28 protein-coding genes are annotated in these 25,796 nt (G+C 67.1%); 15 read left to right on the plus strand and 13 right to left on the minus strand.

Annotated elements, in window-relative coordinates:
• The first annotated feature begins 55 nt into the window (after nucleotides 1-55).
• The 4 genes from OEZ60_RS00250 to OEZ60_RS00265 all read left to right on the plus strand — a co-directional run bounded on the left by OEZ60_RS00250 (nucleotide 56) and on the right by OEZ60_RS00265 (nucleotide 2,126).
• Entirely contained in the window at nucleotides 56-304 is a 249-nt protein-coding gene (locus OEZ60_RS00250) for a PepSY domain-containing protein (protein ID WP_263332024.1), read from the plus strand.
• Nucleotides 305-359: 55 nt separating this feature from the next.
• Entirely contained in the window at nucleotides 360-896 is a 537-nt protein-coding gene (locus OEZ60_RS00255) for a cytochrome b/b6 domain-containing protein (RefSeq protein ID WP_263332026.1), read from the plus strand.
• Nucleotides 893-1,414 carry a helix-turn-helix transcriptional regulator gene (locus OEZ60_RS00260; RefSeq protein ID WP_263332028.1) on the plus strand — a complete coding sequence of 174 codons (522 nt, stop codon included), beginning with the start codon at nucleotides 893-895 and terminating at the stop codon, nucleotides 1,412-1,414. Before OEZ60_RS00255 ends, OEZ60_RS00260 begins: the two co-directional genes overlap by 4 nt.
• 103 nt (nucleotides 1,415-1,517) lie before the next feature.
• Nucleotides 1,518-2,126 (plus strand): lytic transglycosylase domain-containing protein, encoded by a 609-nt coding sequence (locus OEZ60_RS00265; protein WP_263332030.1) that lies wholly within the window; start codon nucleotides 1,518-1,520, stop codon nucleotides 2,124-2,126.
• Between the two features lie 27 nt (nucleotides 2,127-2,153).
• Here OEZ60_RS00265 and OEZ60_RS00270 read toward each other — a convergent pair whose 3' ends face one another.
• Nucleotides 2,154-2,456, minus strand: a complete 303-nt coding sequence (locus OEZ60_RS00270) for a putative quinol monooxygenase (RefSeq protein ID WP_263332032.1) — start codon at nucleotides 2,454-2,456, stop codon at nucleotides 2,154-2,156.
• Between the two features lie 180 nt (nucleotides 2,457-2,636).
• Here OEZ60_RS00270 and OEZ60_RS00275 point away from each other — a divergent pair, with 180 nt between their 5' ends.
• Complete coding sequence (locus OEZ60_RS00275; protein WP_263332034.1) at nucleotides 2,637-3,302, plus strand: SOS response-associated peptidase; 666 nt, start codon at nucleotides 2,637-2,639, stop codon at nucleotides 3,300-3,302.
• 9 nt (nucleotides 3,303-3,311) lie between these two features.
• On the opposite strand, the gene OEZ60_RS00280 is transcribed toward OEZ60_RS00275, so the two are convergent.
• On the minus strand, nucleotides 3,312-4,190 hold the full coding sequence (locus OEZ60_RS00280) for a LysR family transcriptional regulator (protein ID WP_290428492.1): 879 nt from the start codon (nucleotides 4,188-4,190) through the stop codon (nucleotides 3,312-3,314).
• A gap of 111 nt (nucleotides 4,191-4,301) precedes the next feature.
• On the opposite strand from OEZ60_RS00280, the gene OEZ60_RS00290 reads away from it, so the two are divergent.
• From OEZ60_RS00290 to OEZ60_RS00300, 3 genes are read left to right on the plus strand one after another with little or no spacing between them, the layout of a single operon-like run.
• A complete protein-coding gene (locus OEZ60_RS00290; protein ID WP_411709770.1) occupies nucleotides 4,302-5,063 on the plus strand; it encodes a class II aldolase and adducin N-terminal domain-containing protein in 762 nt (253 codons plus the stop codon).
• A 10-nt stretch (nucleotides 5,064-5,073) separates the two neighbouring features.
• Nucleotides 5,074-6,102, plus strand: coding sequence for a fatty acid desaturase (locus tag OEZ60_RS00295; RefSeq protein ID WP_263332036.1), 1,029 nt, complete (start codon nucleotides 5,074-5,076; stop codon nucleotides 6,100-6,102).
• Nucleotides 6,103-6,112: 10 nt separating this feature from the next.
• Nucleotides 6,113-6,424 (plus strand): non-heme iron oxygenase ferredoxin subunit, encoded by a 312-nt coding sequence (locus tag OEZ60_RS00300; RefSeq protein ID WP_263332037.1) that lies wholly within the window; start codon nucleotides 6,113-6,115, stop codon nucleotides 6,422-6,424.
• On the opposite strand, the gene OEZ60_RS00305 is transcribed toward OEZ60_RS00300, so the two are convergent.
• The 10 genes from OEZ60_RS00305 to OEZ60_RS00350 all read right to left on the minus strand — a co-directional run bounded on the left by OEZ60_RS00305 (nucleotide 6,421) and on the right by OEZ60_RS00350 (nucleotide 17,044).
• Nucleotides 6,421-7,422 carry an ABC transporter ATP-binding protein gene (locus tag OEZ60_RS00305; RefSeq protein WP_263332040.1) on the minus strand — a complete coding sequence of 334 codons (1,002 nt, stop codon included), beginning with the start codon at nucleotides 7,420-7,422 and terminating at the stop codon, nucleotides 6,421-6,423. The genes OEZ60_RS00300 and OEZ60_RS00305 overlap by 4 nt on opposite strands.
• A complete protein-coding gene (locus tag OEZ60_RS00310; protein ID WP_263332042.1) occupies nucleotides 7,419-8,414 on the minus strand; it encodes an ABC transporter ATP-binding protein in 996 nt (331 codons plus the stop codon). Before OEZ60_RS00310 ends, OEZ60_RS00305 begins: the two co-directional genes overlap by 4 nt.
• Nucleotides 8,411-9,559: an ABC transporter permease gene (locus tag OEZ60_RS00315; protein ID WP_263332044.1), complete on the minus strand. Its 1,149-nt coding sequence runs from the start codon at nucleotides 9,557-9,559 to the stop codon at nucleotides 8,411-8,413. Before OEZ60_RS00315 ends, OEZ60_RS00310 begins: the two co-directional genes overlap by 4 nt.
• Nucleotides 9,560-9,563: 4 nt before the next feature.
• Nucleotides 9,564-10,571 carry an ABC transporter permease gene (locus OEZ60_RS00320; protein WP_263332046.1) on the minus strand — a complete coding sequence of 336 codons (1,008 nt, stop codon included), beginning with the start codon at nucleotides 10,569-10,571 and terminating at the stop codon, nucleotides 9,564-9,566.
• Between the two features lie 92 nt (nucleotides 10,572-10,663).
• Entirely contained in the window at nucleotides 10,664-12,703 is a 2,040-nt protein-coding gene (locus OEZ60_RS00325; RefSeq protein WP_263332048.1) for an ABC transporter substrate-binding protein, read from the minus strand.
• A gap of 265 nt (nucleotides 12,704-12,968) precedes the next feature.
• Nucleotides 12,969-14,483 (minus strand): sulfatase-like hydrolase/transferase, encoded by a 1,515-nt coding sequence (locus OEZ60_RS00330; protein WP_263332050.1) that lies wholly within the window; start codon nucleotides 14,481-14,483, stop codon nucleotides 12,969-12,971.
• A 96-nt stretch (nucleotides 14,484-14,579) separates the two neighbouring features.
• Nucleotides 14,580-15,059 (minus strand): DUF6505 family protein, encoded by a 480-nt coding sequence (locus OEZ60_RS00335; RefSeq protein ID WP_263332051.1) that lies wholly within the window; start codon nucleotides 15,057-15,059, stop codon nucleotides 14,580-14,582.
• A gap of 1 nt (nucleotide 15,060) precedes the next feature.
• Entirely contained in the window at nucleotides 15,061-15,783 is a 723-nt protein-coding gene (locus OEZ60_RS00340; RefSeq protein ID WP_263332053.1) for a biotin/lipoate--protein ligase family protein, read from the minus strand.
• Entirely contained in the window at nucleotides 15,780-16,847 is a 1,068-nt protein-coding gene (locus OEZ60_RS00345) for an Mrp/NBP35 family ATP-binding protein (RefSeq protein WP_263332055.1), read from the minus strand. Before OEZ60_RS00345 ends, OEZ60_RS00340 begins: the two co-directional genes overlap by 4 nt.
• The gene (locus tag OEZ60_RS00350) at nucleotides 16,844-17,044 is read right to left on the minus strand and encodes a DUF6494 family protein (protein WP_263332057.1); all 201 of its coding nucleotides are present in this window, start codon (nucleotides 17,042-17,044) and stop codon (nucleotides 16,844-16,846) included. Before OEZ60_RS00350 ends, OEZ60_RS00345 begins: the two co-directional genes overlap by 4 nt.
• A 73-nt stretch (nucleotides 17,045-17,117) precedes the next feature.
• Here OEZ60_RS00350 and OEZ60_RS00355 point away from each other — a divergent pair, with 73 nt between their 5' ends.
• Nucleotides 17,118-17,858, plus strand: a complete 741-nt coding sequence (locus OEZ60_RS00355) for a c-type cytochrome (protein ID WP_263332059.1) — start codon at nucleotides 17,118-17,120, stop codon at nucleotides 17,856-17,858.
• An 8-nt stretch (nucleotides 17,859-17,866) separates the two neighbouring features.
• Here the strand turns inward: OEZ60_RS00355 and OEZ60_RS00360 are convergent, their stop codons facing one another.
• Entirely contained in the window at nucleotides 17,867-19,819 is a 1,953-nt protein-coding gene (locus OEZ60_RS00360) for a 4Fe-4S binding protein (protein ID WP_263332061.1), read from the minus strand.
• 327 nt (nucleotides 19,820-20,146) lie between these two features.
• Here OEZ60_RS00360 and OEZ60_RS00365 point away from each other — a divergent pair, with 327 nt between their 5' ends.
• From OEZ60_RS00365 to fdh3B, 6 genes are all read left to right on the plus strand, one after another.
• A complete protein-coding gene (locus OEZ60_RS00365; RefSeq protein ID WP_263332063.1) occupies nucleotides 20,147-20,713 on the plus strand; it encodes a DUF3305 domain-containing protein in 567 nt (188 codons plus the stop codon).
• Nucleotides 20,710-21,312: a DUF3306 domain-containing protein gene (locus OEZ60_RS00370; RefSeq protein WP_263332064.1), complete on the plus strand. Its 603-nt coding sequence runs from the start codon at nucleotides 20,710-20,712 to the stop codon at nucleotides 21,310-21,312. Before OEZ60_RS00365 ends, OEZ60_RS00370 begins: the two co-directional genes overlap by 4 nt.
• Nucleotides 21,309-21,920, plus strand: coding sequence for a TorD/DmsD family molecular chaperone (locus OEZ60_RS00375; RefSeq protein ID WP_263332066.1), 612 nt, complete (start codon nucleotides 21,309-21,311; stop codon nucleotides 21,918-21,920). Before OEZ60_RS00370 ends, OEZ60_RS00375 begins: the two co-directional genes overlap by 4 nt.
• Before the next feature lie 51 nt (nucleotides 21,921-21,971).
• Nucleotides 21,972-22,163, plus strand: coding sequence for a twin-arginine translocation signal domain-containing protein (locus tag OEZ60_RS00380; RefSeq protein WP_263332069.1), 192 nt, complete (start codon nucleotides 21,972-21,974; stop codon nucleotides 22,161-22,163).
• Between the two features lie 101 nt (nucleotides 22,164-22,264).
• Nucleotides 22,265-25,180: a formate dehydrogenase subunit alpha gene (locus OEZ60_RS00385; RefSeq protein ID WP_263332071.1), complete on the plus strand. Its 2,916-nt coding sequence runs from the start codon at nucleotides 22,265-22,267 to the stop codon at nucleotides 25,178-25,180.
• A 12-nt stretch (nucleotides 25,181-25,192) separates the two neighbouring features.
• Nucleotides 25,193-25,789: a formate dehydrogenase FDH3 subunit beta gene (gene fdh3B / locus OEZ60_RS00390; protein WP_263332073.1), complete on the plus strand. Its 597-nt coding sequence runs from the start codon at nucleotides 25,193-25,195 to the stop codon at nucleotides 25,787-25,789.
• The last annotated feature ends 7 nt before the right edge of the window (nucleotides 25,790-25,796 follow it).

A 25,796-nucleotide genomic window follows, 5' to 3' on the forward strand; every position in this document is an offset into this window, starting at 1 on the left:
CAGATCCGTACCACCAAAGCCGGGACATACCGCCCCGGCAACCAGGGAGACCGACATGATCCGCAAGATCCCCCTCGCCGCAGCCCTCGCGCTCGCTTGTGCCTTCCCCGCCGTCGCGAGTTCGATGCCCGATGCCGCGACCCAGGCGAAGATCACCGCCGACCTCAAGGCCCAGGGCTACGAGGTCCGCAAGATCGACTCCGAGGACGGCATGATCGAGGTCTACGCCGTGAAGGACGGCAAGACCTACGAACTCTACCTCGACGCCAACCTGAAGATCGTGCGCAGCAAGGAAGGCAGCTGAGCCGGTTCCGGGCGGCGAAGCCTTCTCGCCGCCCGGCCGCGGAGGGAGGCAGAACATGCACATCATCAAGGTCTGGGATCCCCTCGTTCGGATCTTTCACTGGTCGCTCGTCGCCGGCTTCACGGCGAACGCGCTCGTGACCGATCCCGAGGGCAAGCCCCACGAGGTGATCGGCCTCGCGCTTTTCGCGCTCGTCGCGCTGCGGATCGTCTGGGGCTTCGTCGGATCGCTCCATGCGCGCTTTTCCGACTTCCGGCCGTCACTCGGGGCGGCACTCGGCCAGCTCGGGGAGATGGCGACGGGACGGCGCCGGATCCATGCCGGCCATTCGCCACTCGGGGCGCTGATGATCTACAACCTGATCGCGGTCCTCCTCGTGATCGGCGTTTCGGGCTACGTGATGACGACCTACAGCTTCTTCGGCAGCAGATGGGTCGAGGAGGTGCACGAGATCGCGGTGCGCTGGGCAGAGATCTCGGTCCTCGCCCATGTCGCGGCGGTCGTGTTCGAGAGCCGCAGGCTCGGGATCAACCTTCCGAAATCCATGGTGACCGGTTACAAGACCCTACCGGCAACCGGGACGCAGGAATGACCGACGGCACGGCCCCAGGCAAAGACAGGCAGGCGGCGATCCTTGTGCTCATGGCAGTGCAGGGCTTCTGCGCCGCCTTCTTTCTCTTCGACGCCACCACCGATCTCCTTACCAACCCCGACTCGCTGTTTCAGGGGCCGCACATGGTGCTCGAGCTTGTCGCCACGCTCGGCCTGATCGCCGGGATCGCCTTCGAGGGCGCTTATCTCGTGCGGCTCCTGCGGCGGCAGGCCCATGTCGAGCGCGCGCTCTCGGTCGCCTCGGGCGCGCTGCATGACGTGATGGAGAGCTATTTCGAACAGTGGCAGCTGACCCCGGCCGAGGCGGACGTCGCGCAGTTCACCATCAAGGGCTGCTCGATCGCCGAGATCGCCGAGTTGCGAGGCTCCGCCGAGGCGACGGTCAAGACCCACCTGAACGCGATCTACCGCAAGGCCGGGCTCCGTGGCCGCGCCCAGCTCGTCAACCTGCTGATCGAGGAGCTGCTCGGCGGCCGGATCGCGCAAAGGGAGAGTTAAGATGGCAAACGAGCAACCTGAGGTGGCGATCCGCGCAAAGTCCTGTTCGGCGGCGAAAATTTCGGTATAGTCCGGCGCGGTAAAAGTGCCGGACGAGGGACCGATGCGTATTTCCAAGGCAGCATTCGTGGCCGCGACCGTGGTGTCGTCGGTTGGGGCGGCGCAGGCCGAAGGTCTGGTCTTGTCAAGGTCAGGCAGCCTGCCGGGATCGCGGCTGGCGCAGTTTCACAAGCAGACCGCGGTGCTCGACAGCCGCGCGTCGACCCAGTACGCCGCCTCGACGCGCTTGACGCCGAACGGCAAGAGCCCGGTGTCGTCAATGTCAATCCCGTCCTATTCCGGGCGCTATCGCGGGCTCTACCTCGACGCGGCCAAGACGGCAGCGCGCAGGCATGGCGTGCCGGAGGACCTGTTCCTGAGACTCGTGCAACAGGAATCGGGCTGGAACCCGAAGGCGGTGTCCAACAAGGGGGCGACGGGGCTTGCCCAGCTGATGCCGGCGACGGCCCGGCGGCTTGGCGTGAACGCCACCGATCCGCACGACAATCTCGACGGCGGCGCGCGCTACCTGCGCATGATGTATGACCGCTTCGGCAACTGGAAACTCGCGCTCGCGGCCTACAATGCGGGGCCTGAGGCGGTCGCCAAGTATGGCGGCGTGCCGCCCTATGCCGAGACCAAGGGTTACGTCCGGGCGATCCTCGGCATCTGAACCGACCCGTCGGTGCCGCGGCCGGCGTCAGCGGCGCTCAGTGGCGGCCGGCTCTTCCTCGATGACGTAGTCGCGCGGGATCCCCTTCGTCGCGCGCGCCCAGATCGTCGCCGCGGCACGGCTCTGGTGAGCATCGAACGCGGCCCGGTCGCGGAACGTCTCGGCCACCGCGAAGCGGCAGGGATCGGCGTGGGAGCGCAGCACCTCGAAGCGCAGGCAGCCGGGCTCGGCCCGAGTGAGCCGGATGTGATCAGCCAGGAGGCCTGAGATGCGGTCGGCCTCTTCCAGAGACCGGCAGACCAGAAATCCCGAGAGCTTGACGCGCGACATGCAAAAGAAGGTAGGACCGTTCCGGCGTGAGGCAAGAGAAATCCACCGCCGGGGAGGCGAAAGCCGGCGTATTCTTGCGAAAACCGGGCCGAACCGTGCGCGCAGAGGTGCTTATCACCATCCGGCGCGGCGTCCCTTGCGACGGATGGATCCGGCCGCCACCGGTGCTACCCTGTCGCCATGTGCGGACGATTCATCCTCGGTGACGGCAGCTGGGCCGAATATCACGACGCGCTCTCGGTCATTCGCGGCGCGGCCGGCCGGGTGAGCTACAACATCAAGCCGACCGAGACCGTCAGCCTCGCCTTCAACGGCGCGGGCGGGCTCGAGGCCGGTGCGGCGCGCTGGTGGTTCGTGCCGCACTGGCACAGGGGCGAGGTGAAGGAGTGGAAGGCCACGACCTTCAACGCGCGGATCGAGAGCGCGCATGAAAAGCCGGTGTTCCGGGCCGCCTGGGCGGCGGGGCGCTGCATCCTGCCCGCCTCGGGCTATTACGAGTGGACCGGCGAGAAGGGGCGCAAGCAGCCCTGGCTCATCACGGTCGAGCAGAACCTGCCGGTCTTTTTCTTCGCGGGCCTGAAGGCGGCGCGTCCCGATGGCAGCCTGACCTGCGCGATCCTCACCCGCGCTGCCGACCCGTCGATCCGGCACCTGCATCCGCGGATGCCGGTGGTCCTGAGTTCGGAGGAACTGCTGCCGTGGCTCGACGCCGCGACACCGGATGAAGACGCGGTGGCGACGCTCGGGACCGGCTGGTCGGGGCGCTACGTGACTCGCAGGGTCCGGCCCTTCGGTATCGCCGATGACGGGCCCGAGCTGATCGAGGCCGACGGCTTCGATCTCTGAGCCGCCCTGTCAGACGCCGCGCTGCATCTCCGCCTCGATCCAGTCGGCGAAGGCACGGGTCGCCGGGGTCTCGGCATGGCCAGCGGGCGGCAGCAGGTAATAGGCCTCGACGAGCTTCAGTCGGTGCGGCCAGGGCTCGGCGAGCGGTGTCGTGCGGCGGATGCCGTCGATCATGAAGCCCTGCGCAAGGGCGAGGCCCTGGCCGGTGATCGCGGCGGTAAGGCTGATGACATAGGTCGAGGCGAGGTGGATCTTGCGCCCCGCCGGCAGGTCGTGACCCTGGGCCTGCAGCCATGTCTCCCAGTTCGACATGACGCCTGCGCAGTCGAACAGGGGATCGCGCCGCCAGTCCGGGGCGCCGTCCGCGAAGCCGGGCGCGCAGACCGGGGTGATGGTCTCCTCAAGGATCAGCCGGGCGCTTGCCGACATGTCCTCGCGCCGGCCGAAACGGATCTCGATGTCGCTGTTTCCAGGCGCGTTCTCGGCCCCCCAGACGGCGGTCTGGATGTTCAGGGTAAGCCAGGGCAGCGCCTCGGCAAGCTGGCCGAGCCGGGGCGCGAGCCACCAGGTGGCGAAGGTCATGTTGCACAGGATCCGGAGCGTCCGCCCGCGCTCGCCGCCGGTGAAGGCGCGGGTGCCGCGGGCGAGCGTCGCGAAGGCCTCGCGCACCATCGGCAGGTAGTTCGACCCCGCCTCCGTGAGTGCAAGTGTCCGGCTCTGGCGGTGGAAGAGATCCTGCCCGAGCCAGGATTCGAGGCTGCGGACATGCTGGCTGATCGCCGATTGCGTCAGGTTCAATTCCTGCGCGGCGAGGGTGAACGAGAGGTGCCGCGCGGCCGCCTCGAAGGCACGCAGCCAGGTCAACGGGGGCAGGTTCAGGCCGGACATCGGGGGCGCGCAACCCGTGCATTAACTTTTCTAATGGCATAGCCTCGAATTCATCGCTGGTAAACGGATCCGATTGGCCTAGGACTTGCACATCAGCCGTGGGAGGACGGAATGAACGAGATGACGGGAACCGCGCGGGCGAATATCGCGCACTGGCAGGAACGCTGCGACATGGCGGCGGCCTTCCGCTGGACCTATCGCATGAACCTGCACGAGGCGGTGGCGAACCACTTCAGCCTCGCCGTCAACGAGGACGGCACGCAGTTCCTGATGAACCCGAACCAGATGCATTTCAGCCGGATCCGCGCCTCGGATCTCTTGCTTCTGGATGCCAACGACCCGAAGACGCTGGACCGGCCCGACGCGCCCGATCCGACCGCCTGGGGGCTGCATGGCGGGATTCACCGGCTGGTCCCGCATGCGCGCTGTGTCATGCATGTCCATTCGATCCACGCGACCGTGCTCGCCTGCCTTGCCGACAGCACGCTGCCGCCGATCGACCAGAACACCGCGATGTTCTACGAGCGCCACGTCATCGACGGGGATTTCGGCGGCCTCGCGCTCGGGGACGAGGGTGAACGCTGCGCCGGGCTGCTCAAGGATCCGAAGACCACCGTGATGATCATGGGCAACCACGGCGTCCTGGTGATCGGTGCCACGCCGGCCGAGGCCTTCAACCGGCTCTACTATTTCGAACGCGCGGCCGAGACCTATATCCGCGCGCTGCAGACCGGCCGGCCGCTTAGGGTGCTGAGCCACGAGATCGCCTCGACGACCGCGGCCCAGCTCGACGATTATCCGGGCTACGCGACCCAGCACCTCGCCGAGCTCCGGCGCATCCTCGATACCGAAGGCGACGACTACGCGAGCTGAGGAGCGCGCCATGCCGGATTACGTGCCGACCAACGCCGCCTCGTCCGGCGTGACGCTCGACAAGAAGCTATTGAAGCAGATCGCGGCGCGGAGCGACCGGCCGGGGCTCGTCTACCTCGCCCGGTGGGCGGCCGCGCTGATCGCCACCGGCGCGCTGGTCTGGGTGACGCTCGGCACTTCATGGCTCTGGCCGGCGATGTTCGTCTACGGCACGGTCCTGACCGTACCGGCCTATGCGTTCAGCCACGAAACCGCGCATGGCACCGCCTTCCGCAGCCGCTGGCTCAACGAGGCGGTGCTGTGGCTCACCTCGCTGATCTACATGGAGGAGCCTCTCCACCGCCGCTACACCCATACCAACCACCACACCTTCACCTGGCATGTCGGCATGGACAGCCAGATGCCCTTCGACACGCCGATGGGGTTCTCGGGCTGGCTGGCCGAGGTGACCGGGTTCGGGCTCCTGCGGTTCCACATGGCGGTGATGGTGCGGCTCGCCTTCGGACGCTACTCCGACGTGATGCGCGACGTGACGCCGGCGGGCGAGTTCCCGAAGATGACGCGGAACGCGCGGATATTTCTCTTGATCTACGCCGCCATCGCCGTCCTGATCGCGGCGGGCCAGCTCTGGCCCCTGTGGTTCCTCGTCCTGCCGCGCATGCTCGGCGCGCCGGTGATGCTGCTCTTCACGCTCACCCAGCATGTCGAGCTGCAGGAAAACTCGCCCTCGATCCTCGACAGCACGCGGTCGTTCCGCACCTCCTGGCTCGGCCGGTTCCTCTACATGAACATGAACAACCATGTGGAGCACCACCTTTATCCTCAAGTGCCGTTCCATGCGCTGCCGACACTCGCCAAGGCGATCGAGGCGCAGGTGCCCGAACCCGACCCCGGCTTCTGGCGCACCAATGCCGAGGTGTTCGGGGTCGTGCTGAGGCGGTCTCTGGGGCTTTCGACCAGGGCGCCGTCGATCCGGCAGGCGCCGCACATGATCACAGAGGGCGGCCGCGTCGAGCGGGTCGCACAGCGGACGATGTGAGGCGAGCGTCATGACCCAATGGATTCGCGCCTGCGCGGCGGACGAGATCGACGAAGAGGACCTGATCCGCTGGGATCACGGCGGCCACAGCTACGCGATCTATAACACCGAGAAGGGCTTCTTCGCCACCGACGGCATCTGCACGCACGAGCATCAGAGCCTCGATGAGGGGCTGGTGATCGGCTGCGTCATCGAATGCCCGCTGCATGGCGGACGCTTCGACATCCCCTCCGGCAAGGCCCTGTCGGCCCCGGTCTGCACCGATCTCGCGACCTATCCGGTGCGGATCGAGAACGGCGAGGTCTTTATCGCCGTCGGCTAGGCCGCCGCGCTCTCCAGAAGCTCGCGCCAGCGGTGGCAGGCGACCTCGTGCCCGTCGCCGGGATGCTCCAGCATCGGCTCGTCCTTCTTGCAGCGGTCGACCGCATGGGGGCAGCGGGTGTGGAACTTGCAGCCCGAGGGCTGGTTGGTGGGCGAGGGGATCTCGCCGATCAGTTTCTGGGCGCGGCCCCGGTCGTCGGGATCGAGCGAGGGGATCGCCGAGAAGAGCGCCTTGGTGTAGGGGTGGCGCGGCGCCTTGAAGAGCTCGCGGGTCGGCGCGGATTCGACGAGCCGTCCGAGATACATCACCGCGACATGGTCACAGGTATGGGCGACGACCGAGAGATCGTGGCTGATGAACAGGAACGTAATCTTAAGATCGCGCTGCAACTCTTTCAGAAGATTGAGAACATCGGCTTGGATCGACACGTCGAGGGCAGCGACGCTTTCGTCGGCAACCACGAATTTTGGTCCCGAGACGAGCGCCCGGGCGATTGAGATGCGCTGGCGCTGGCCACCCGAGAAGGCATGCGGGAAGCGCCGGAGATGCTCGAGGTTCAGCCGGCACTTGGCCGCGATCTGGCGTACCCTCGCGTCGGTCTCCTCGCGGGTCTTGGTCAGCCCCATGACCTCCAGCGGTTCCGCGATGATGTCTCGGACCGTCATGCGTGGCGAGAGCGCGGCGTAGGGGTCCTGGAAGATCAGTTGCGCGCGCTTGCGGTAATCCTTCAACTCCGGCCCGGCGAGTATCGTGAGGTCGTAGTCGACCTCGCCGTCGGCGTAGCTCGCGGACCCGCCGGTGATCGGCACCGCCTTCAGGAGCGCCCGGCCCAACGTCGTCTTTCCCGAACCACTTTCGCCCACGAGGCCGAAAAACGAGCCCTTCTCGATGTCGAGATCGACATGGTCCACCGCCTTCAGGATCGAGCGGCCGAAGAATCCCGAGCCGATCTTGAAGCCGACCGAGAGGTCGCGGGCCTTGATCAGGGTCTCGCTCATGCCGGGACCTCCGCATGGATGTGGCAGGCGACCCGGTGCGAGGCGTCGACGCGGCTGTCATGGGGCAGGGCGGTCTTGCAGACATCGCCGACGATCTTCGGGCAGCGTGTGTGAAAGACGCATCCCGTCGGCCGCTCCAGCGGCGAGGGGATATCCCCCGCGACCGGCGTCAGCGGCGCGTCGAGATCGTCGAGCTTCGGCAACGCGGCCAGCAGGCCTTGGGTATAGGGGTGCTTGGGGTTGCGGATCACCTCGCGCACCGGGCCTTCCTCGACGATCCGGCCGAGATACTTGACCGCGACCTTGTCGGCGGTCTGGGCAATGACGCCGAGGTCGTGGGTGATGAAGATGATGCCCATGTGGAACTCGTTCACGAGGTCTTTCATCAGGTCGATCACCTGCGCCTGGATCGTCACGTCCAAGGCGGTCGTCGGCTCGTCCGCGATCAGAAGCTTCGGCTTGGTCGACAAGGCCATCGCGATCATCGCCCGCTGGCGCATGCCGCCCGACAGTTCGAACGCGTACTGCCCGAAGCGGCGGGACGGGTCGGAGATGCCGACGCGGTCGAGCATCTCGACCGATACTTCCTTCGCCTTGGCCTTCGACATTTCCGCATGGAGCCGGAGCTGCTCGACCATCTGGTCGCCGATGGTGATGGCGGGCGCGAAACTCGCCATCGGCTCCTGGAAGATCATCGAGATCGCGCCGCCCCGCACGATCTTCAGATCCCGCGCGGTCTTCAGCTTCAGGACCTCGACCGGGCCGGCCTCGGTGTGCAGCGTGATCCGGCTTTCGGGGCCGTAAACGGCGTTCCTTGCGTTCAGATTCATCAGCGCCTTGGCCGTCACCGACTTGCCCGATCCGCTTTCGCCGACGAGCCCCATCACCTGTCCCTTGTCGATGGAAAAGCTCACATCGTCGACCGCCGTCACCAGGCCCTCATCGGTCCGGAACTGGATGGTCAGGTTCTTGACTTCGATCAGTGCCGTCATTTCTTGGTATCCGAATAGGGGTCAGCCGCGTCGCGCAATCCGTCGCCGACGAAGACGAAGGCGAGAACCAGCGCCACGAAGAAGATGACGGGGATGAAATACCACTGGTAGTTCAGGAGCACGTCGGCCTTGGAGACGTTCTGCATCAGCGCGCCGAGCGAGTTCACCGGGTCCTTGAGCCCGAGCCCGATGAACGAGAGCGCGGTCTCGGACCGGACCATGTAGGGAAACGAGATCATCAGGTCGACGATGATGTAGCTTGTGAACGAGGGCAGCAGGTGGCGGCGGATGATATGGCCCGGCGGGGCGCCGCACAGTTCGGCCGCCAGCACATATTCCTGCGTCCGCTCGGTCAAAAGATGCGTTCGTATCCGTCGCGCCAGCGTCGGCCATCCGATGAGGCCGAGGATGATTGAGATGAAGAAGAACCGCGTCTCGGATGACCAGTGGTCAGGCATGAAGGCCGCGAGCGCCATGAAGAGGGGGATCGACGGCACCGTCCGGATCGCGTCGGTGATCATCTGCAGGACCGAGTCGATCCAGCCGCCGAAATAGCCGGCCACCCCTCCAATCACCAGAGCGAGCACGAAGGAGATGAGGACGCCGAGGGTCCCCACCGCGAGCGAGGTCCAGATCGCGTGCAGGGTTCGCCCGAAGATGTCCTTGCCGCTCGCATCGGTGCCGAAGAGGTGGATCTTGCCGCCCTCGTCGAGACCGAAGAGATGGATGTTCGAGGGGATGACGCCGAGGAGCTTGTAGTCCCATCCGCGAACGAAGAACCGCATGTAGAGCCGGTGGTCGCGGTTTTCCGTCACCACCCAGCGAAAGTTCGTCTTGATCGAGCGTTCTCGCTCGGTCGCGTAGACGAAGGGGCGGGCGGAAAAGCCGTTCTCGTCCCAGAATTTCGGGAACTGCGGTGCGCCGTTCTCGTAGTTCTCGTCCCGGCCCGCGATGGTCGGGTCGTAGGGCGAGAGGAACGGCGCGAAGAGCCCCATCAGGATCATGATCACAAGCGCCCAGGCGGCGATCATCGCGGTGCGGTTGCCCCTGAGGCGTGCCCAGATGAGCTGCCCCTGCGAGGCGGTGAAATAGGCCTCCTTGGCCCTCTGGTCGATTCCGGCGGCGGTTTTCCTGCGTCCAAACATGCGCTTACCCCATCATGCCGCGGCGGACGCGCGGGTCGATCAGGGCGAGCAGGATGTCGGTGACGAAGTTCAGCGCCACGATGCTCGCCGTGAGAAGGAAGATGATCGCGCCGGCCAACTGCTGGTCGTTGGAGCGCGCGAGGCTTTCAAAGAGAAGGGCGCCGGATTCGGTCAGCGTCAGGATCAGCGCCACGATCGGCAGTTCGTTGAAGATCCGGTTGAGGTCGAAACCGAGCGAGTTGATCACCGGCCCGAGCGAATGCTTGGCCGGGTAGCGCCAGAGGAGCTTCGCGCCCGAGACGCCGCGCGCCGAGGCGGCGGTAACATAGAGCTTACCGATCTCGTCGAGCATCAGCGCCCGAACGGTCTGCAGCGCGAAGGCAGTGGCCGACCAGCCGAGGATGAAGACCGGCAGCCAGGCGCGCGAGAGGAAGTCGCCGAACTTCGCCCAGCTCCAGGCCGCGTCGCGGTATGCCTTGGAGAAGAGCCCGGTCAGGCTGTCGCCGAAGAGGACCGTCGAGATCAGCATGATGATGAGCGCCAGAAGGAAATTCGGCAGCGCGAGGCCGAGATAGCTCACGAACCTCAAAGAGTTGTTGGTGACGGGGTTCGTCGAGCTTGCGGATATGATGCCGATGGGCACCGCGATCGCATAGGACAGGATCAGCGCCGCCATGCAGATGCCGAGCGAGATCCAGAACTTGTCCGCCAGAAGCTGGTTGATGTTGAGCCTGAGGATGCAGCTGTCGCCGAACTCGCCGTGGACGAAGACGTTGTAGACCCATTTCCCCCAGCGCTCCGGGAACGGCCGGTCGAGGCCGAGGCGTTTCTCCTCCGCCTCGATGTCGGCGATGGTGATCTGCGAGCCTTGGGTGTTCTTGAAGGCGAGGTAACGCTCCGCGCAGGTGCCGGGTACAAGTTCCATCAGCGTGAAGACGATCAGCGAGACGGTCAGAAGCGTGATCAGCGCCAGAAAGGCGCGGGTCAGCGCGAATTGGGCGAATTGGGCCATGTGGATGCGCGTCCTGTCAGTCCGAGAGCGGGCCTCTGCGGCCGGGGCGGACAGTCAGGTCCGCCCCGGCCGGGTTTCAGGTAGTCACGACATCACTCGTCGAAGTACCACTGGCTCGGCCGATACGGATACGTCCGGTAGTATTCGTAGGACGCCGTCTTGAACTCCGGGAAGTTCTTCAGCGCGTTGCGGTGGTAGATGGGGTCCGGTGTCAGCGCCGTGCCGATGAAGAGGAGGTTCGAGACCATGTTCTCCACCAGCCGGTTCGCGGTCGCCTTGAACTCGTCGGTGCCCGACGGCGCCGATTGCAGCGTGTTGATGTCGTCCATCATCTGCTTGACGTAATCGGGCGGCTCGACGCCGCTCGCGCCGTTGGTGTCGACCCATTCGGCCCAGAGCATGCCGGTTCGGTGGTCGAAGTAGTTGTTGAAGGGCGGCACCCAGAGCTCGTTGTTGCCAAGGACGATGCCCACCGGCTGGCCCTTTTCCCAAAGCCCCACGTCAAGCTGGTTGGAGGATTGGGCCGAGCGGTACTCGTCCGGCGTGATCTCCTTCACCGTGGTCTTGATGCCGACATTGGCCCAGTGCTGGCCGATCAGTTCGACGACCTGGCCGGCGATACCTTGCGTCGCGAACTGCAGGTTCAAGACCAGCGGCGCGCCGTTCGGCAGGTCGCGGAACCCGTCGCCGTCCTTGTCGACGACGCCGACCTCGTCGAGAAGCGCCTTGGCGCCGTCTGGGTCATACTCGGTCGCGAAGGTCTTCCATTTCGGGTCGACGTAATCCGGCAGCGGCGAGAAGCCGGTATATTGCTGGATCACGCCCTCGCCGAAATAGGCGGTCTCGTTGATCTCTTCGCGGTTGATCGCGATCGACATCGCCTGACGGAAGCGCAGGTCGCCGAAGACCTTCCGCTTCTCTTCATCCGCCGATGTGACGTTGAAGGACACCGCATGTATGGTGATCTTCGGCTTCAGCTGCACCGAATAGCCGCCCTTCTCCTGGTTTTCCAGGAGGATCGGCGCGTCGGCGAGTTGCAGCGACTGTGTCTTGTAGTCGGCCTCGCCGTTGACGAGTTTCAGCAGACGGACCTCCTGGTCGTTGGCATAGACCTCGTCCAGTTCGTTGATATAGGGCAGCTGCTGGCCCATCGTGTCGACCTGGAAGAAATAGGGGTTAGCCACGAAGTGCCGCCCCTCGGTCGTGTCGCGGATGACGATGTGGCTTTCGAGCGTGGGCATCGTGTCGGCCGGCATCTTCGCGATCTTGTCGGGCGAGTTCAGCTGCGGCGTCGGCGTGTCGGTCCAGTCCGAATTGCCGAAATAGGCCATGATCACGGCATAGCCGTTCTCGAAGCCCATCTCCTGCGCCAGCTTGTCGGCGTCCGGGTTGATGTCGGGGTGGAATTGACCGAGGAAGTGTTTCGGCTGGAACCCTTGCGCGAAATGCGTGGCGAAATGGGCCAGAAGCCCCGGCTTCGGCGCCGGCAACTTGAAGATGACGGTCAGATCGTCGGGCGTCTCGACCTCCATCCGTTCGCCCGCAACGGTGACATAGTCCTTCGGCTTCTCGTTGACATTCGGATCGAGTGCGAGGTTGTCGTACCAGAACTTCACGTCGGCCGAGGTGAAGGGCTGGCCGTCCGACCACTTGTGGCCCTTGCGGAGATGGAAGGTGAGCTGGGTGTAGTCCTCGTTCCATTCCCAGCTTTTGGCGACGTTCGGGACAATGGTCTCGAGGTCGTCGGAATAGCGCACGAGGTTGACGTGGCGAACCGAGAGGAAGTCCGACGTGCCGGCCTCGGTGGCATTCGACAGGGCATCGAGCGTGCCGCCATACTTGCCCACCGCGTCATAGGGCACGACGACCAGCGGTTCCTCGGGCAGGCGATCGGCGAGCGCCGGCATCTCGGGGTTGCCGCGGATCTTGCCGTTCAGCTCGGCGATCGCGGGGTTCTCGGTGAATTCCATCGTGCAGCCGGCGGCCGTCTGGAAGTCCGCGAGGTCGTATTGCTGGGGGAAGGCGCCGGGGGCGATGCCGCCCATGTCGGCGACCGTGATGCCGGGGCAGCTCGCCGCCGCGGCCATCGGAAATGCCAGCAGCGCGACGCTGCCGAAAAGTAGTCGTTTCATGATTTCTCCCGTTGCTTGGCTTATTTATGAATTATTATTCTTCCTGGAATCCGGCCCTCAGTCCGAATGCCGAGATCGGCCGGCAGTGGTGCGTGTCTCCAGTTCCCTCCCTCTGATGTTCAAACCGCGCGGTGACCGGCGGACGGTCCCGGGGTGCGCGATCCAGTCGTTCTTCCGTCTCGGAACGAGTATGTCCGCGCCACAGAGACGCCGTCAAGTAATTGCACCGTTTGCATTTCTGCCGGGCGATTCTATCTCAGGGCTTTCATTCACGCGGCACCGTGACTGCGCCGTCGGCGGTGATCATGGTGCGCGTGAAGCGGCTCGCCGCGTGGCGCATCCGATGGTCCGTCATCTCCCGGTAGAGGCTCAGGAGCGTCTCGCGCATCGCCGGATCACCAGCAAGGTCGCGCCGCTCGCCGTCCGCCCGATGATCGAAGAGCAGGGGCGGCAGGCCGCCGTTGAAATGCACCAGCGTGTGGTCCTTGCCGCGCAAGACGGCGAGGTTCGTCGTCTCCGGGTCTAGGCCGAGCGTGGTCTGCGCGGGCGTCGGCTCGACCGGGTTGCCGAAATCGAGTTCCGACCAGGTGAAGCGCCGCCAGCCGGCCGGTTCCTCGCCGCGCAGGAACGGCATCAGGCTCCGGCCGTTCATCGTCTGCGGCACGTCGAGGCCGAACCGGTCGAGGATCGTCGGCGCAACGTCGACGGATTCCGTCGGGTGGTCGTGGCTCGTGCCGAACGAGCCGGGCAGGGCCGGGTCGCGGATGATCAGCGGCGTGTGATAGGCCGCGTCGTGATAGGTCGATTTCGCCCAGATGTAGCGGTCGCCCAGCATCTCGCCGTGATCGGCGGTGACGACGATCAGCGTCCGGTCGTACTGGCCGGTCGCCTTCAGGAAGTCGATGATGCGTCCGAGATGGTAGTCGACCTCGGTCGCCAGCCCGAGGTAGATCGCGCGCAGCTTGCGGATGTTGGCGTCGCTCGGCTCCATGTCCGGGAAGCCCTCGACCATGCCTGAGATCGGGTTCTTCGCGTGGCAGGGGGCGATGAACGGGTGGACCGCCTGTTCCTCCTCGATCGTGCCGATCCGCTCGGGCAGCGGGATCGTCGCGGGATCGTACATCCGGTTGTAGGGCTCGGGCGCGACCAGCGGATTGTGCGGGCGGATATAGGTCAGATGCGCGAACCAGCCGGGCGCGCGGGCCCGGAGCGCGCGGATTGTCTCGTCGGTGAGAAAGGCGGTGTCGCTGTCCTCGGCACGGTAGAGCGCAGGATCGTCGGGGTTGGGACCGGTCGGGCGGAAGATCTCGGGGTAGGGCGGCACGTCATAGCCCTTCGCCATCAGGTCGGCGCGCCAGGGCAGGCTTTCCTCCAGCCGCATCTCGACCGCCTCCTGAAACCCCGGCAACACCTGCTCGTAGCTCTTGAGCACGGGATCGCCCGGCGTGTGGACGCGCGGATCCGGCGTCGCGTCGGTATAGCCGAAGAGAAGCGGCAGCCAGCCGGCCTTGCGCATCTCGGTGGCGAGGTTTGGCGTGTCATGCGGCAGGGGCGTGCCGTTCCGGACCGAGCGGTGGTTCATCGCGTACTGGCCGGTGAGCAGCGAGGCGCGCGACGGGCCGCAGGGATTGGCCACCGAGAAGTGCCGCGTGAAGCTCGCGGCATCCGCCATCAGCGCGCGGAGGTTCGGCAGGCGGGCATGCCCGGCCAGGGCGCCGGACAGGCAGTCGGCCCGGAGCTGGTCGATCACCACGAACAGGATGTTGTCGGTCGCAGCCATTCCGGCCCCCCTTGGCAGTTGTCCCTGACGAAGGCGGCAATAGCGATTCGGGGCAACGGAAATATGTCGGTTCGTGCGTCGGAATCGTGCCGGCCGCTAATCCTCGAGCTGCCCGTGGATCGCGAACTGGTCGATCCCGGCCTCGGTCGCCTCGATGAAGCGGTACTGCTCGCGCACACCGGCATCGGTCAGGTCGCGCCAGACGGTCAGAACCGTGTTCGGCGCATGCTCGGCGCAGAGATCGGCCATCTGCGCAAGCTCCTCCGCCGCCACGGGGCGCGCCGCCTCGATGGAGGGCGCGCCGTAGACCTCGACGAAATGCCGCGCCAGCCGCTCGGTGAGCGCCGCCAGTTCGGCCGCCTCGATCCGGGTCACGGCGACGAAGGTCACGCGCCCGAAGGTCTCGATCCCGAGCCAGCCGTTGGTGAAGGCCTGGCGCTGCTTGCCGACGAGGTCCGCCTCGCCCCAGTTCGAAAACTCGAAGCCGCCGGAAATCGCCCATTCCCCGGTCCGTGCCGGGCTGGCAAAGACGTTCCTGTCGCTTTCGTCGAAATGGATCGCGCGGGCGAGCTGCACGTCAGACCTCCTCGATCAGGGCCGACAGCCGGATCAACCGGGTGGTGCCGCCGGTCTCGATCAGCATGCCGAAATTCTCGTCGGCGCCGAGGAAGCGGCCCGCCTCCTGCAGGCCCGCCACGGTCACCGCGACGGTTTCCCCGAGCTTCCAGGCGAGCCCCTGCCATTCGCGGTGCAGGTCTGCGCGCCCCTCGGCATCGTCAAGCGCGTTGAGCCACAGGAGCGTGTGGCGCGACCAGGCTTCGAGGAGCCGCAGCGGATCGAGCCCGCCGCAGCCCTCCTGATCGAGCGCGGTGCGCCCGGGGTTCTCTCCAGGTTCGGCGCCGGGCGGCAGTGATAGGGCGAGGTCGAAGCCGACGACGAGCCAGTCGGGCTCCTCCGCCGGATCGCGACTTGGTGCGGCGACCCGCAGCCGTCCCGCCTCCGCGCCGTTGAGGATGATCCCGCCGGACCAGTCGAGATGCACCGCCGTTTCCGGAGGCGCCAGCGCGCCGAGCGCGTTCTGCAATCCGACCGCGCAGGCGATGAAGCCCGCCATCGCCGGTTCGAGCAGGGATTCCGGGACCAGCACCAGCGCCGCGCTCAGGGTTTCGGAGGTGACGCGCCAGACGAGCAGGCCGGGATCGCCATCGGACTCGGCCTCTTTGCAGGCCAGCAGGAAGGGATCCTCGGCTTCGGCCGCGCGCCCCGTCATCAGGGGCGGGAAGACCGGCGCCGCGCTCATGCCAGCCCCTCGGCGACGAGCCGCCGAGCCAGCTCGCGGAAGGCGCGGGCCTGGGGCGAGGCTGCTTTCGACGCCACAACCGGCGCGCCGCCGTCCGAGGCGGTGCGGATGTCGAGATGGAGTGGGATCTCGGCCAGGAGCGGCACGCCGAGCCGCGCGGCTTCGGCGCGCACGCCGCCGTGGCCGAAGATATGCTCCTCGTGGCCGCAGTTCGAACAGATGTGAACCGCCATGTTCTCGATCATGCCGAGGATCGGTGTGCCCATCTTGCGGAACATGTCGATGCCCTTGCGGGCGTCGAGAAGGGCTATGTCCTGCGGCGTCGAGACGATGATCGCGCCCGTGACCTCGGCCTTCTGCGCGAGCGTCATCTGCACGTCGCCGGTGCCGGGCGGCAGGTCGACGAGGAGAATGTCGAGAGCGCCCCACTGGACCTGAAACAGCATCTGCTGCAGCGCGCCCATCAGCATCGGCCCGCGCCAGACCACCGCCTCGTCCTCCTGCGTGAGCAGGCCGAGCGACATCAGCGTGACGCCGTGATTCCTCAGCGGCAGGATCGTCTTGCCGTCGGGCGAGGCGGGACGGCCGGAAACGCCGAGCATTCGGGGCTGCGACGGCCCGTAGACATCGGCATCGAGGAGGCCCACCCGGCGCCCCTCGGCGGCCAGCGCCACGGCGAGGTTGGCGGCCACGGTCGACTTGCCGACACCGCCCTTTCCGGAGGCGATGGCGACGATGCGCTCGACGCCCGGCACCTTCTCCGGCCCCTGCGGCTTCGGCCGCGCGCCGCCCTTGAGGTCGGGCGGCTGAGGTGCGGCGCTGTGCGCGGTCATCACCACCGAGACGGTGTCGACGCCCGGCAGGGCGCGGAGCCGCGCCTCGGCTTCGGCACGCGCGGGCTCCATCCGCTGCGCCCGCGCCGGGTCGATCTCGAGGACGAAGCGCACCGTGCCGCCCTCGACCGTCAGCGCCCGGACGATGCCGGCCGAAACGATGTCTTTGCCGCCGACCGGGTCGGCAACCGACTTCAGGACGTCAAGAACGGCGTCCCGCGTGATGCTCATGCAGACGGTCCGGTGATCTTGCCGGTCACCACATGCTCGACGTCGAGCCCCTCGATCGTCAGCACCACCTTGGCCGAGAGGGTCCTGCCCGCCGCGGCCGGCCCGGCCTCGCGCACGGCCTTCTCGATCGCCTGCTGCGAGGTCACGCCGACCTGTTTGAGGAACTTGCGCATCGACATGTTGAAATCGTCATCCATGATCCCGTCCTTTCCGCAACGGTTGACCGGGCCGCCGGCGCGCCCCTAGCCTTGGTGCCGGGAGGGCCGCGCCATGCGGATCCGGCTTGCCATCCTGTTCCTCGCCCTCACCGCGCTGCCGGCGCGGACGGAGGAGGCGCGCGAGTTCACGCTCTCGGCTCCGCCGGAGATCGTGGCCAGCGGTTTGCTCGACTATATCCTGCCGCGCTTCGCGTTGAAAACCGGCCGTCGCGCGCGGCTGGTCGAGGGCGCGGCCGATGCGAGGCTCGGCCCGGCCGGACCCGGCGCGGCACCGGTGATGGCGCGGGGGCAGGCGCTCTACGCGCTCGACCTTGCCGGAGACAACGACGCGGCGCATCGCTTCGCCGACTGGCTCGGCTCCGAGGTCGGGCGGAACACGCTCGCTTCCTTCGCGCCGACCGATGGGTCGCCGTTCTCCGCGCCGCCCGAGGTGGTGCAGGAGGCGCCCGCGCCCGTCGAGGGCGACGCGGCACTCGGCCGCGAGGTGGCCCATGAGCATTGCGCCCGCTGCCACCGCGTGGCGCCGGGCCTGACCGCGATGACGCTCGGCTCGACGCCCTCCTTCGCGGCCCTGAAGACGCTCTCGGACTGGGCCGACCGCTTCGCGGCCTTCTACGCGCTCAACCCCCATCCCGCCTTCCTTCGGGTCGAGGGCATCAGCCCGCCCTTCGACCCCGCGCGCCCGCCGCCGATCGTGCCGGTCGAGATCACCGCGGCCGAGGCCGCCGCACTCCGCGCCTATGTCGCCGGCATCCCGGCGGCCGATCTCGGGGCGGATATCCAGAGCCGTTAACGCCATCCTCAGTGATCCCGCCGCTTGGAAAGGTAGTCGTCGGTCGTCCGCACCGCCGGGCGCTCGCCCGCGGCCAGCGGATTGGCCTCGCCGTGATACTGGGCGCGGATGCGGCAGTCGTCGCACATCTGGATCAGCCGCCCGGCGGCGCTGTCGGCGAACATCGGGTGCTTGCCGGCGAGCTTCTCAACGATCCGCTCGACCGTGGAGCGCACGCCGAAGGGCTTGCCGCATTCGATGCAGGCGAAGGGCTCCTCCTCCTTGAGGACGCTCTGGCCAAGGGCCGCGTCGGTGGGATCGAAGCGCGGTTCGAGCGTGATCGCGTCCTCGGGGCAGACCGTCGCGCAGAGCCCGCATTGCAGGCAGGCATCCTCCTGGAAGCGAAGCTGCGGCTTGTCCGGATTGGCGAGAAGCGCTCCCGAGGGGCAAAGCGAGGCGCAGGAGAGGCAAAGCGTGCAGGCATCCGTATCGACGCGGACCGCGCCATAGGGCGCGCCCGCTGGCAGCGGCAGCGGCCCCGCGTCGCCCACCAGCGCCTTTGCGGCCAGCCGCGCCACCTGCCGGCGGCTGCCGAGCGGCAAGACCGGCGCGATGTCCAGAGGCTCCGGCGCCGTGCCATAGAGCGCGTCGGACAGCGCCTCGGGATCGGCAAGATCGAGGAGCCGGACCCGCCCGCCTGCGCCCATCGCCGCCGCGAGCGACGCTTCGCGTGCAAGCGTGTCGCGGTCGGTGCGCGGCGCCGTCAGCACGTCGACGCCATCGAACCCGACCGCGAGTGCGGCCAGCATCTCGGCATGGCCGAAGCCCGCCAGCGCCGCGACCTCGAGCGGAATCACCTCTGCCGGCAGACCGCGGCCGAAGCGGGCGGCAAGCGCGATCATCTCGCGGCCATGCGGGGCGTCGTGGACCAGTAGCCGGGCCGCGCGGCCACCTGCAGCGCGATAGGTGTCTGCCAGAACCGCGATGCGGCGCAAGAGATACGCCACCGGAGGCACGTCATAGGCGATCGCGGCCGAGGGGCAGAGCGCGGAACAGGCGCCGCAACCGGCGCAGACCATCGGATCCACCGCGACATGGTCGCCGTCCGGCGTTATGGCGCCGGTCGGGCAGGCGTCGAGACAGCGGGTGCAGCCGGTCTGACCGGCCCGAGAATGGGCGCAAAGTTCGGGGGCAAGTGCGACATGGAGCGGCTTTTCGAACGTGCCGACATGTTGGGCGGCTTCGAACACCGCCGCCGCCACCCGGTTCGGATCGCCGGGGTCCGCACGCAGGTAGCCGTCGCGCTTCTCGGGCGCGGGAAAGAGCGGTGCTCCGCCCGAAAGATCGAGGATCACGTCGCAGCGCGTCTCGGCCCCATCGCGCGCGGGACCCAGCGCGAAGGCGCCGCGCCCGCCGGGCTCCAACTGCCGGAGCGTGTCGAGCCTAAGCGTGAAGCGGCCGAGTGTCCCGGTCACGCTCACGATCCGGCCGGTGACCACCTCGAAGCCGCGCGTCACCGGCAGCTCTCCGCCCGCATCGAGAAGGACCGTGACGGCGAGCGCCTCGGCCAGCCGCTCTGCCGCCGGCAGGGCGACTTCGGCGCGGCCGATGACGAGGCACGTCCCCTCCGAGACGACATCGACCGTCTTCGTCGGCGGCACGGGCAGCAGCGCCTGGGCGAGAAGGGCGGCCATCTTCGGCGCGGTGTCGCTGCCGTCTGACCAGCCGGCGCGGTCGCGGATGTCGATGCAGGCGGGGGCAGGGCGGTCGAGGTCCGCGGCAAGCTCGGCAAAGCGCGCGGCCTCCTGGGCGCAGGCGATCACCACCTCCTCCTCGCCGATCGCCTTGGCGGCCACGGCGATCTCGCGCGTGCAGAGCGCCGAATGGACGCGTGACGCGTCAAGTTCGGTCGCATTGGCGAGTGCCTTGGCGTCGATCTTCTGGCTTCCGAGGCAATCGCAGAGCAAGAGGCGCTTGGGCATGTGTTTCCCCGGTGTGCGGCGGCGCCGACCGTCTGGCGTGAATGCGAGCATGAAAGAGCCCGCCGCGTAAAGGCCGTGATCGCGAGTCGAAATCGATTCGTTCGCGGTTTCTGCGAAACTTTGGGAAAATATTCCCGAAAATCGGGGCTGGCTGTGCGAACATTCCGTTGCGTCGTGTGAAAATACCACCGGTTCAATCCCTTGACTGTGCACGTTTTCGCGATTCGGCGTGATTCCTCTTTGTGATGCGGGCGGTGTGGTGCAGGCTTGGGTTCAGCACCGACCGTGAGAATGCGGGCAGAAAAGGGGGGAGGATCGTAGAGCGCGATGGCGCTTGCGCGTGCATCTTTGCCTGTTGGCATCGTCGTCCGGAAATCGCCGGGTGTGACCCGCTGGGCCGCCTGGGCGTGGAAGGTGACGGCGCTTCTGCCGGGGGCGGGGCCTGCACGCTGGCGCGTGATCCGCCGCGAGGGCGAGACGGTCGAGTACCACGCTGCGACGCTGCCGCTGGACCTCTGGTCCAGCGATACCGAAGGCTACAGGGCGACGCTCTCGGCGCGCGAGCCGGGCCTCGTCGTCGTGCTGCGCAGCGCCGAGGATCCCGCCGCACCGATGCCCTGGACGCCGGTCCTCGTCACCGCCTCGGCCTATGAGGGCCAGGACTACATGGACAGCGGCGACGGGCTCATCGAATGCGTTCCGATGCCCGCAGGGCTGATCGCCTGGATCGGCGATTTCGTCGCGGCCCACCACGTCGAGACGCCCTTCGTGAAGCGCCGCCGCGACCGCGCGCGGGTCGACACGGCCGAAGAGGGGCGGGGCGATCCGCGGATCCGGCAGGAGGCTGACGTCTACCGGGCGCCGGGCCTTTCGACGCGGGAGGGGACGGGATGAGCCCCGCGCGCCCCGACAGCGATTTCTGGAGCCGACGCCGCGCCGCGGTGGTCGCCGAAGCCGAGGCGGAGGCCGAAGACGCCCGCGCCGCAGAAGCCACGGCGGAGCGCGCCGCGCGCGAGGCGGCACTGGCGGGCAAGAGCGACGCGGAAATCCTCGACGCGCTGGGCCTCGCCGATCCCGACACGCTGGAGCGCGGCGACGATTTCGCGGCCTTCCTGAAGGAGGCCGTGCCGGAGCATCTGCGCCGCCGCGCGCTCAGGCGGCTGTGGCGGAGCAATCCGGTGCTCTCCAATCTCGACGGGCTCGTCGATCACGGCGAGGATTATACCGACGCCGCCACGGTCAGGCCGGACCTGCGCACCGCCTACCAGGTCGGGCGCGGCATGCTGCGCCATCTGACGGCGCTGGCGGCGCCGGAACAGACCGTGGTCGAGGCCGCCGTGCCGGACGAGATCCCGGAGCCTGCCCCGGAAGACATGGTCGCTTCGGTCGATCCGATCGAGACGGCGCCGCAGGTAGTGGAGGAAGAAAGGGCGCCGACGCGCCGCCACATGCGCTTCACGTTCGATGACGCATGCACGGAGCTGCGGACATGACCGGCACCGCCATGCCTCACGCCGCGATCACCGAGGAGGACCGGCTCCGCGCCGATCTCTACGGCTTCCTCTCGGCGCTATTCGCCGCGCCGCCCGACCGGGCGCTTCTGGACAAGACCGCGGCGCTGACCGGCGACGCGAGCCCGCTCGGCCGGGCGATCGCGGCGCTGGCAAAGCTCGCCGCCGCCGCGACGCCGGTCTCGGCCAAGCGCGAGTTCACCCGGCTCTTCATCGGCCTCGGGCGGGGCGAATTGCTGCCCTATGCGAGCTACTACCTGACCGGGTTCCTCAACGAAAAGCCGCTCATGCTCCTGCGCCGCGACATGGCGACGCTCGGGCTGGCGCGGTCCGAGAGCGTCTACGAGCCCGAGGACAACATCGCGAGTCTGATGGAGATGATGGCGGGGCTGATCGACGGCCGTTTCGGCATGGTCCGCCCGCTCGACCGCCAGAAAGAGTTCTTCAACCGCCATGTCGCGCCCTGGGCGGGGCATTTCTTTGCCGATCTCGAAACCGCGAAAGGATCGGTTCTCTATGCCCCGGTCGGCACGATCGGGCGCGAGTTCATGGTGATCGAGAAGGAGGCGTTCCGCCTTCTGGGGGAGTGAACAAGGAAGGCGGGAAGGACCCGCCGCAAGGTTGCAAGGGAGGATTGACCGATGGGCAAGACCAGGGATGCGGACCGGACCACTCGCCGCGATTTCCTGAAACTGGCATCGACCGCCGCGCCGGCGGCGGCGGCGGCGGCCGCACTCGGCCCCGACGAGGCGGCGGCCGAGGAGCAGCCGAAGACCAAGGGGCTGCAGGACACCGCCCATACCCGCGCCTACTACGCCAGCGCCCGGTTCTGAGACCGGGACGCGCCCCCCCGGGCCGGCGGAAGATTGGCCCCGGCGCGAGGGGACTGACCCAGCCACCGGCCTTCGCGGCCGGACCAGCAAGGGAGATGAGGATGCTCAGGAAAAAGACGAGCAGGGCTGCGACCGGAACGCAGCGAATGACGGCCCTGTCCGCTACAGGTGAAACCACGGTCGACCGCCGCGCCTTCCTGCGCGGATCGGGGCTCGCCATCGGCGGGCTTGCCGCGATCGGCGCCACTGGCGGCACGGTGCGCCGCGCAAAGGCACAGGAGGCCGCCGCGACGGCGGTCAAGACGGTCAAGACGGTCTGCACCCATTGCTCGGTCGGCTGCACCGTCATCGCCGAGGTCGAGAACGGCGTCTGGATCGGCCAGGAACCGGGCTGGGACAGCCCGTTCAACCTCGGCGCCCATTGCGCCAAGGGCGCCAGCGTCCGCGAGCATGCGCATGGCGAGCGCCGCCTCAAGTACCCGATGAAGAAGGAAGGCGGCGAGTGGAAGCGGATGAGCTGGGAGGACGCGATCAACGAGATCGGCGACGGCATGCTCAAGATCCGCGAGGAAAGCGGGCCTGACAGCGTCTACTGGCTGGGTTCGGCCAAGCATTCCAACGAGGGCGCCTATCTCTTCCGCAAGTTCGCGGCCTATTGGGGATCGAACAACGTCGACCACCAGGCGCGGATCTGCCATTCGACGACGGTCGCCGGAGTGGCCAACACATGGGGCTACGGCGCCATGACCAACAGCTACAACGACATCCATAACTCGAGGGCGATCTTCCTCATCGGCGGCAACCCGGCCGAGGCGCACCCTGTCTCGCTCATGCATCTCCTGAAGGCCAAGGAGGAGAACAACGCGGCCCTGATCGTCTGCGATCCGCGCTTCACCCGCACCGCTGCCCATGCCGACGAATATGTGCGGCTGCGGCCCGGCACAGACGTTGGGCTGATCTGGGGCCTCCTCTGGCACATCTTCGAGAACGGCTGGGAGGACAAGGAGTTCATCCGCACCCGTGTCTGGGGCATGGACCAGATCCGCGACGAGGTGAAGAAGTGGACGCCCGAGGAGACCGAGCGGGTGACCGGCGTGCCGGGCTCGCAGCTTCGCCGGGTGGCGATGACGCTCGCCAACAACCGGCCCGGCACCGTGATCTGGTGCATGGGCGGCACCCAGCACACCAACGGCAACAACAACACCCGCGCCTACTGCGTGCTGCAGCTCGCGCTCGGCAACATGGGCACTGCCGGCGGCGGCACCAACATCTTCCGCGGCCATGACAACGTTCAAGGCGCCACCGACCTCGGTGTCCTTTCCCACGACCTGCCGGGCTATTACGGCCTTTCGGGCGGCGCCTGGGCGCACTGGAGCCGGGTCTGGGGCGAGGATCTCGACTGGCTCAAGGGCCGGTTCGACATGCTCAAGGATGCCGACGGCAATGTCGCCAAGGACGGCGACGGCAACGACATCAGCCTGATGAACACGAGCGGCATCCCGGTCTCGCGCTGGATCGACGGGGTCCTGGAAGACAAGGCCAACATGGACCAGAACGACAATGTCCGGGCCATGGTGCTCTGGGGGCATGCGCCGAACTCGCAGACCCGCGGCGCCGAGATGAAGACGGCGATGGAAAAGCTCGACATGCTCGTCGTGATCGACCCCTATCCGACCGTCTCGGCGGTGCTGCATGACCGCACCGACGGCGTCTGGCTCCTGCCGGCCTCGACCCAGTTCGAGACGAGCGGATCGGTGACCGCCTCGAACCGCTCGTTGCAATGGCGCGAGAAGGTGGTGGAGCCGGTCTTTGAATCGCTCCCGGACCACACGATCATCCGCATGTTCGCCGACAAGTTCGGCTTCTCAGACCGGCTCTTCCGCAATATCGAGGTCAAGGACGGCGAGCCGGTGATCGAGGACATCACCCGCGAGTTCAACCGCGGCATGTGGACCATCGGCTACACCGGCCAGAGCCCCGAGCGGCTGAAGCTGCACATGGCCAACCAGCACACCTTCGACAAGACGACGCTGCGAGCAGTGGGCGGACCGGCGGACGGCGAGTTTTACGGGCTTCCCTGGCCCTGCTGGGGCACGCCAGAGATGGGTCACCCCGGCACCGCGAACCTCTACGACATGTCGATGCCGGTCAGCCAGGGCGGCCTCACCTTCCGCGCCCGCTTCGGGGTGGAGCGCGACGGAGAGAACCTTCTGGCCGAGGGCGTCTATTCGGCGGGGTCCGAGATCCAGGACGGCTACCCCGAGTTCACCATGCAGATGCTGATGGACCTCGGCTGGGACGGGGATCTCACCGACGAGGAGCGTGCCGCGATCGAGGCGGTGGGCGGGCCCACGGCCAACTGGAAGCTCGATCTTTCGGGCGGTATCCAGCGGGTCGCGATCAAGCACGAATGCGCGCCCTTCGGCAATGCCAAGGCCCGCGCCGTGGTCTGGACCTTCCCCGACCCGGTGCCACTGCACCGCGAACCGCTCTACACGCCGCGGCGCGACCTCGTGGCCGATTACCCGACCTATGACGACCGCAAGCTCTACCGACTGCCGACGATGTATGCCTCGATCCAGGAGAAGGACTTCACGGCGGACTATCCGATGATCCTGACCTCCGGGCGGCTCGTCGAATACGAGGGCGGCGGCGACGAGAGCCGGTCTAACCCGTGGCTCGCGGAGCTTCAGCAGGACATGTTCGTGGAGATCAACCCGCGCGACGCCAACAACCTCGGCATCCGCGACCGGCAACAGGTCTGGGTCGAGGGCGCCGAGGGATCGGCCGTCAAGGTCATGGCGATGGTGACCGAAAGGGTGGGTGAGGGCGTCGCCTTCATGCCCTTCCATTTCGGCGGGCATTTCCAGGGCAACGACCTGCGCGACAAGTATCCACCGGGCGCCGACCCATACGTCCTCGGCGAAAGTTCCAACACCGCGCAGACCTACGGCTACGACTCGGTCACCCTGATGCAGGAGACCAAGTGCACGCTTTGCAAGATCAGCGCAGCATAGGGAGGAACGGATATGGCACGCGTGAAATTCCTCTGTGACGCCGAACGCTGCATCGAGTGCAACGCCTGCGTCACCGCCTGCAAGAACGAACATGAGGTGCCTTGGGGCATCAACCGCCGCCGGGTCGTGACCATCAACGACGGCAAGCCCGGCGAAAGGTCGATCTCGGTCGCCTGCATGCACTGTTCGGACGCGCCCTGCATGGCGGTCTGCCCCGTCGACTGCTTCTACCAGACCGAGGACGGCATCGTCCTGCATTCCAAGGACCTCTGCATCGGCTGCGGCTATTGCTTCTACGCCTGCCCCTTCGGGGCGCCGCAGTATCCGCAGGCCGGCAATTTCGGTTCGCGCGGCAAGATGGACAAATGCACCTTCTGTGCCGGCGGCCCGGAGGCGGACAATTCCACCGCCGAGTTCGCCAAGTACGGCCGCAACCGCATCGCGGAAGGCAAGCTGCCGATCTGCGCCGAGATGTGCTCGACCAAGGCGCTTCTCGCCGGCGACGGCGACGTGGTCTCGGCGATCTACCGCGAGCGGGTCGTGGCGCGCGGCTTCGGCTCGGGCGCCTGGGGCTGGGGCACGGCCTATGAACAGAAGGCGGGCAACTGACCGGCAC

Source organism: Albidovulum salinarum (genome assembly GCF_025673475.1).
Classification (GTDB): domain Bacteria; phylum Pseudomonadota; class Alphaproteobacteria; order Rhodobacterales; family Rhodobacteraceae; genus Albidovulum; species Albidovulum salinarum.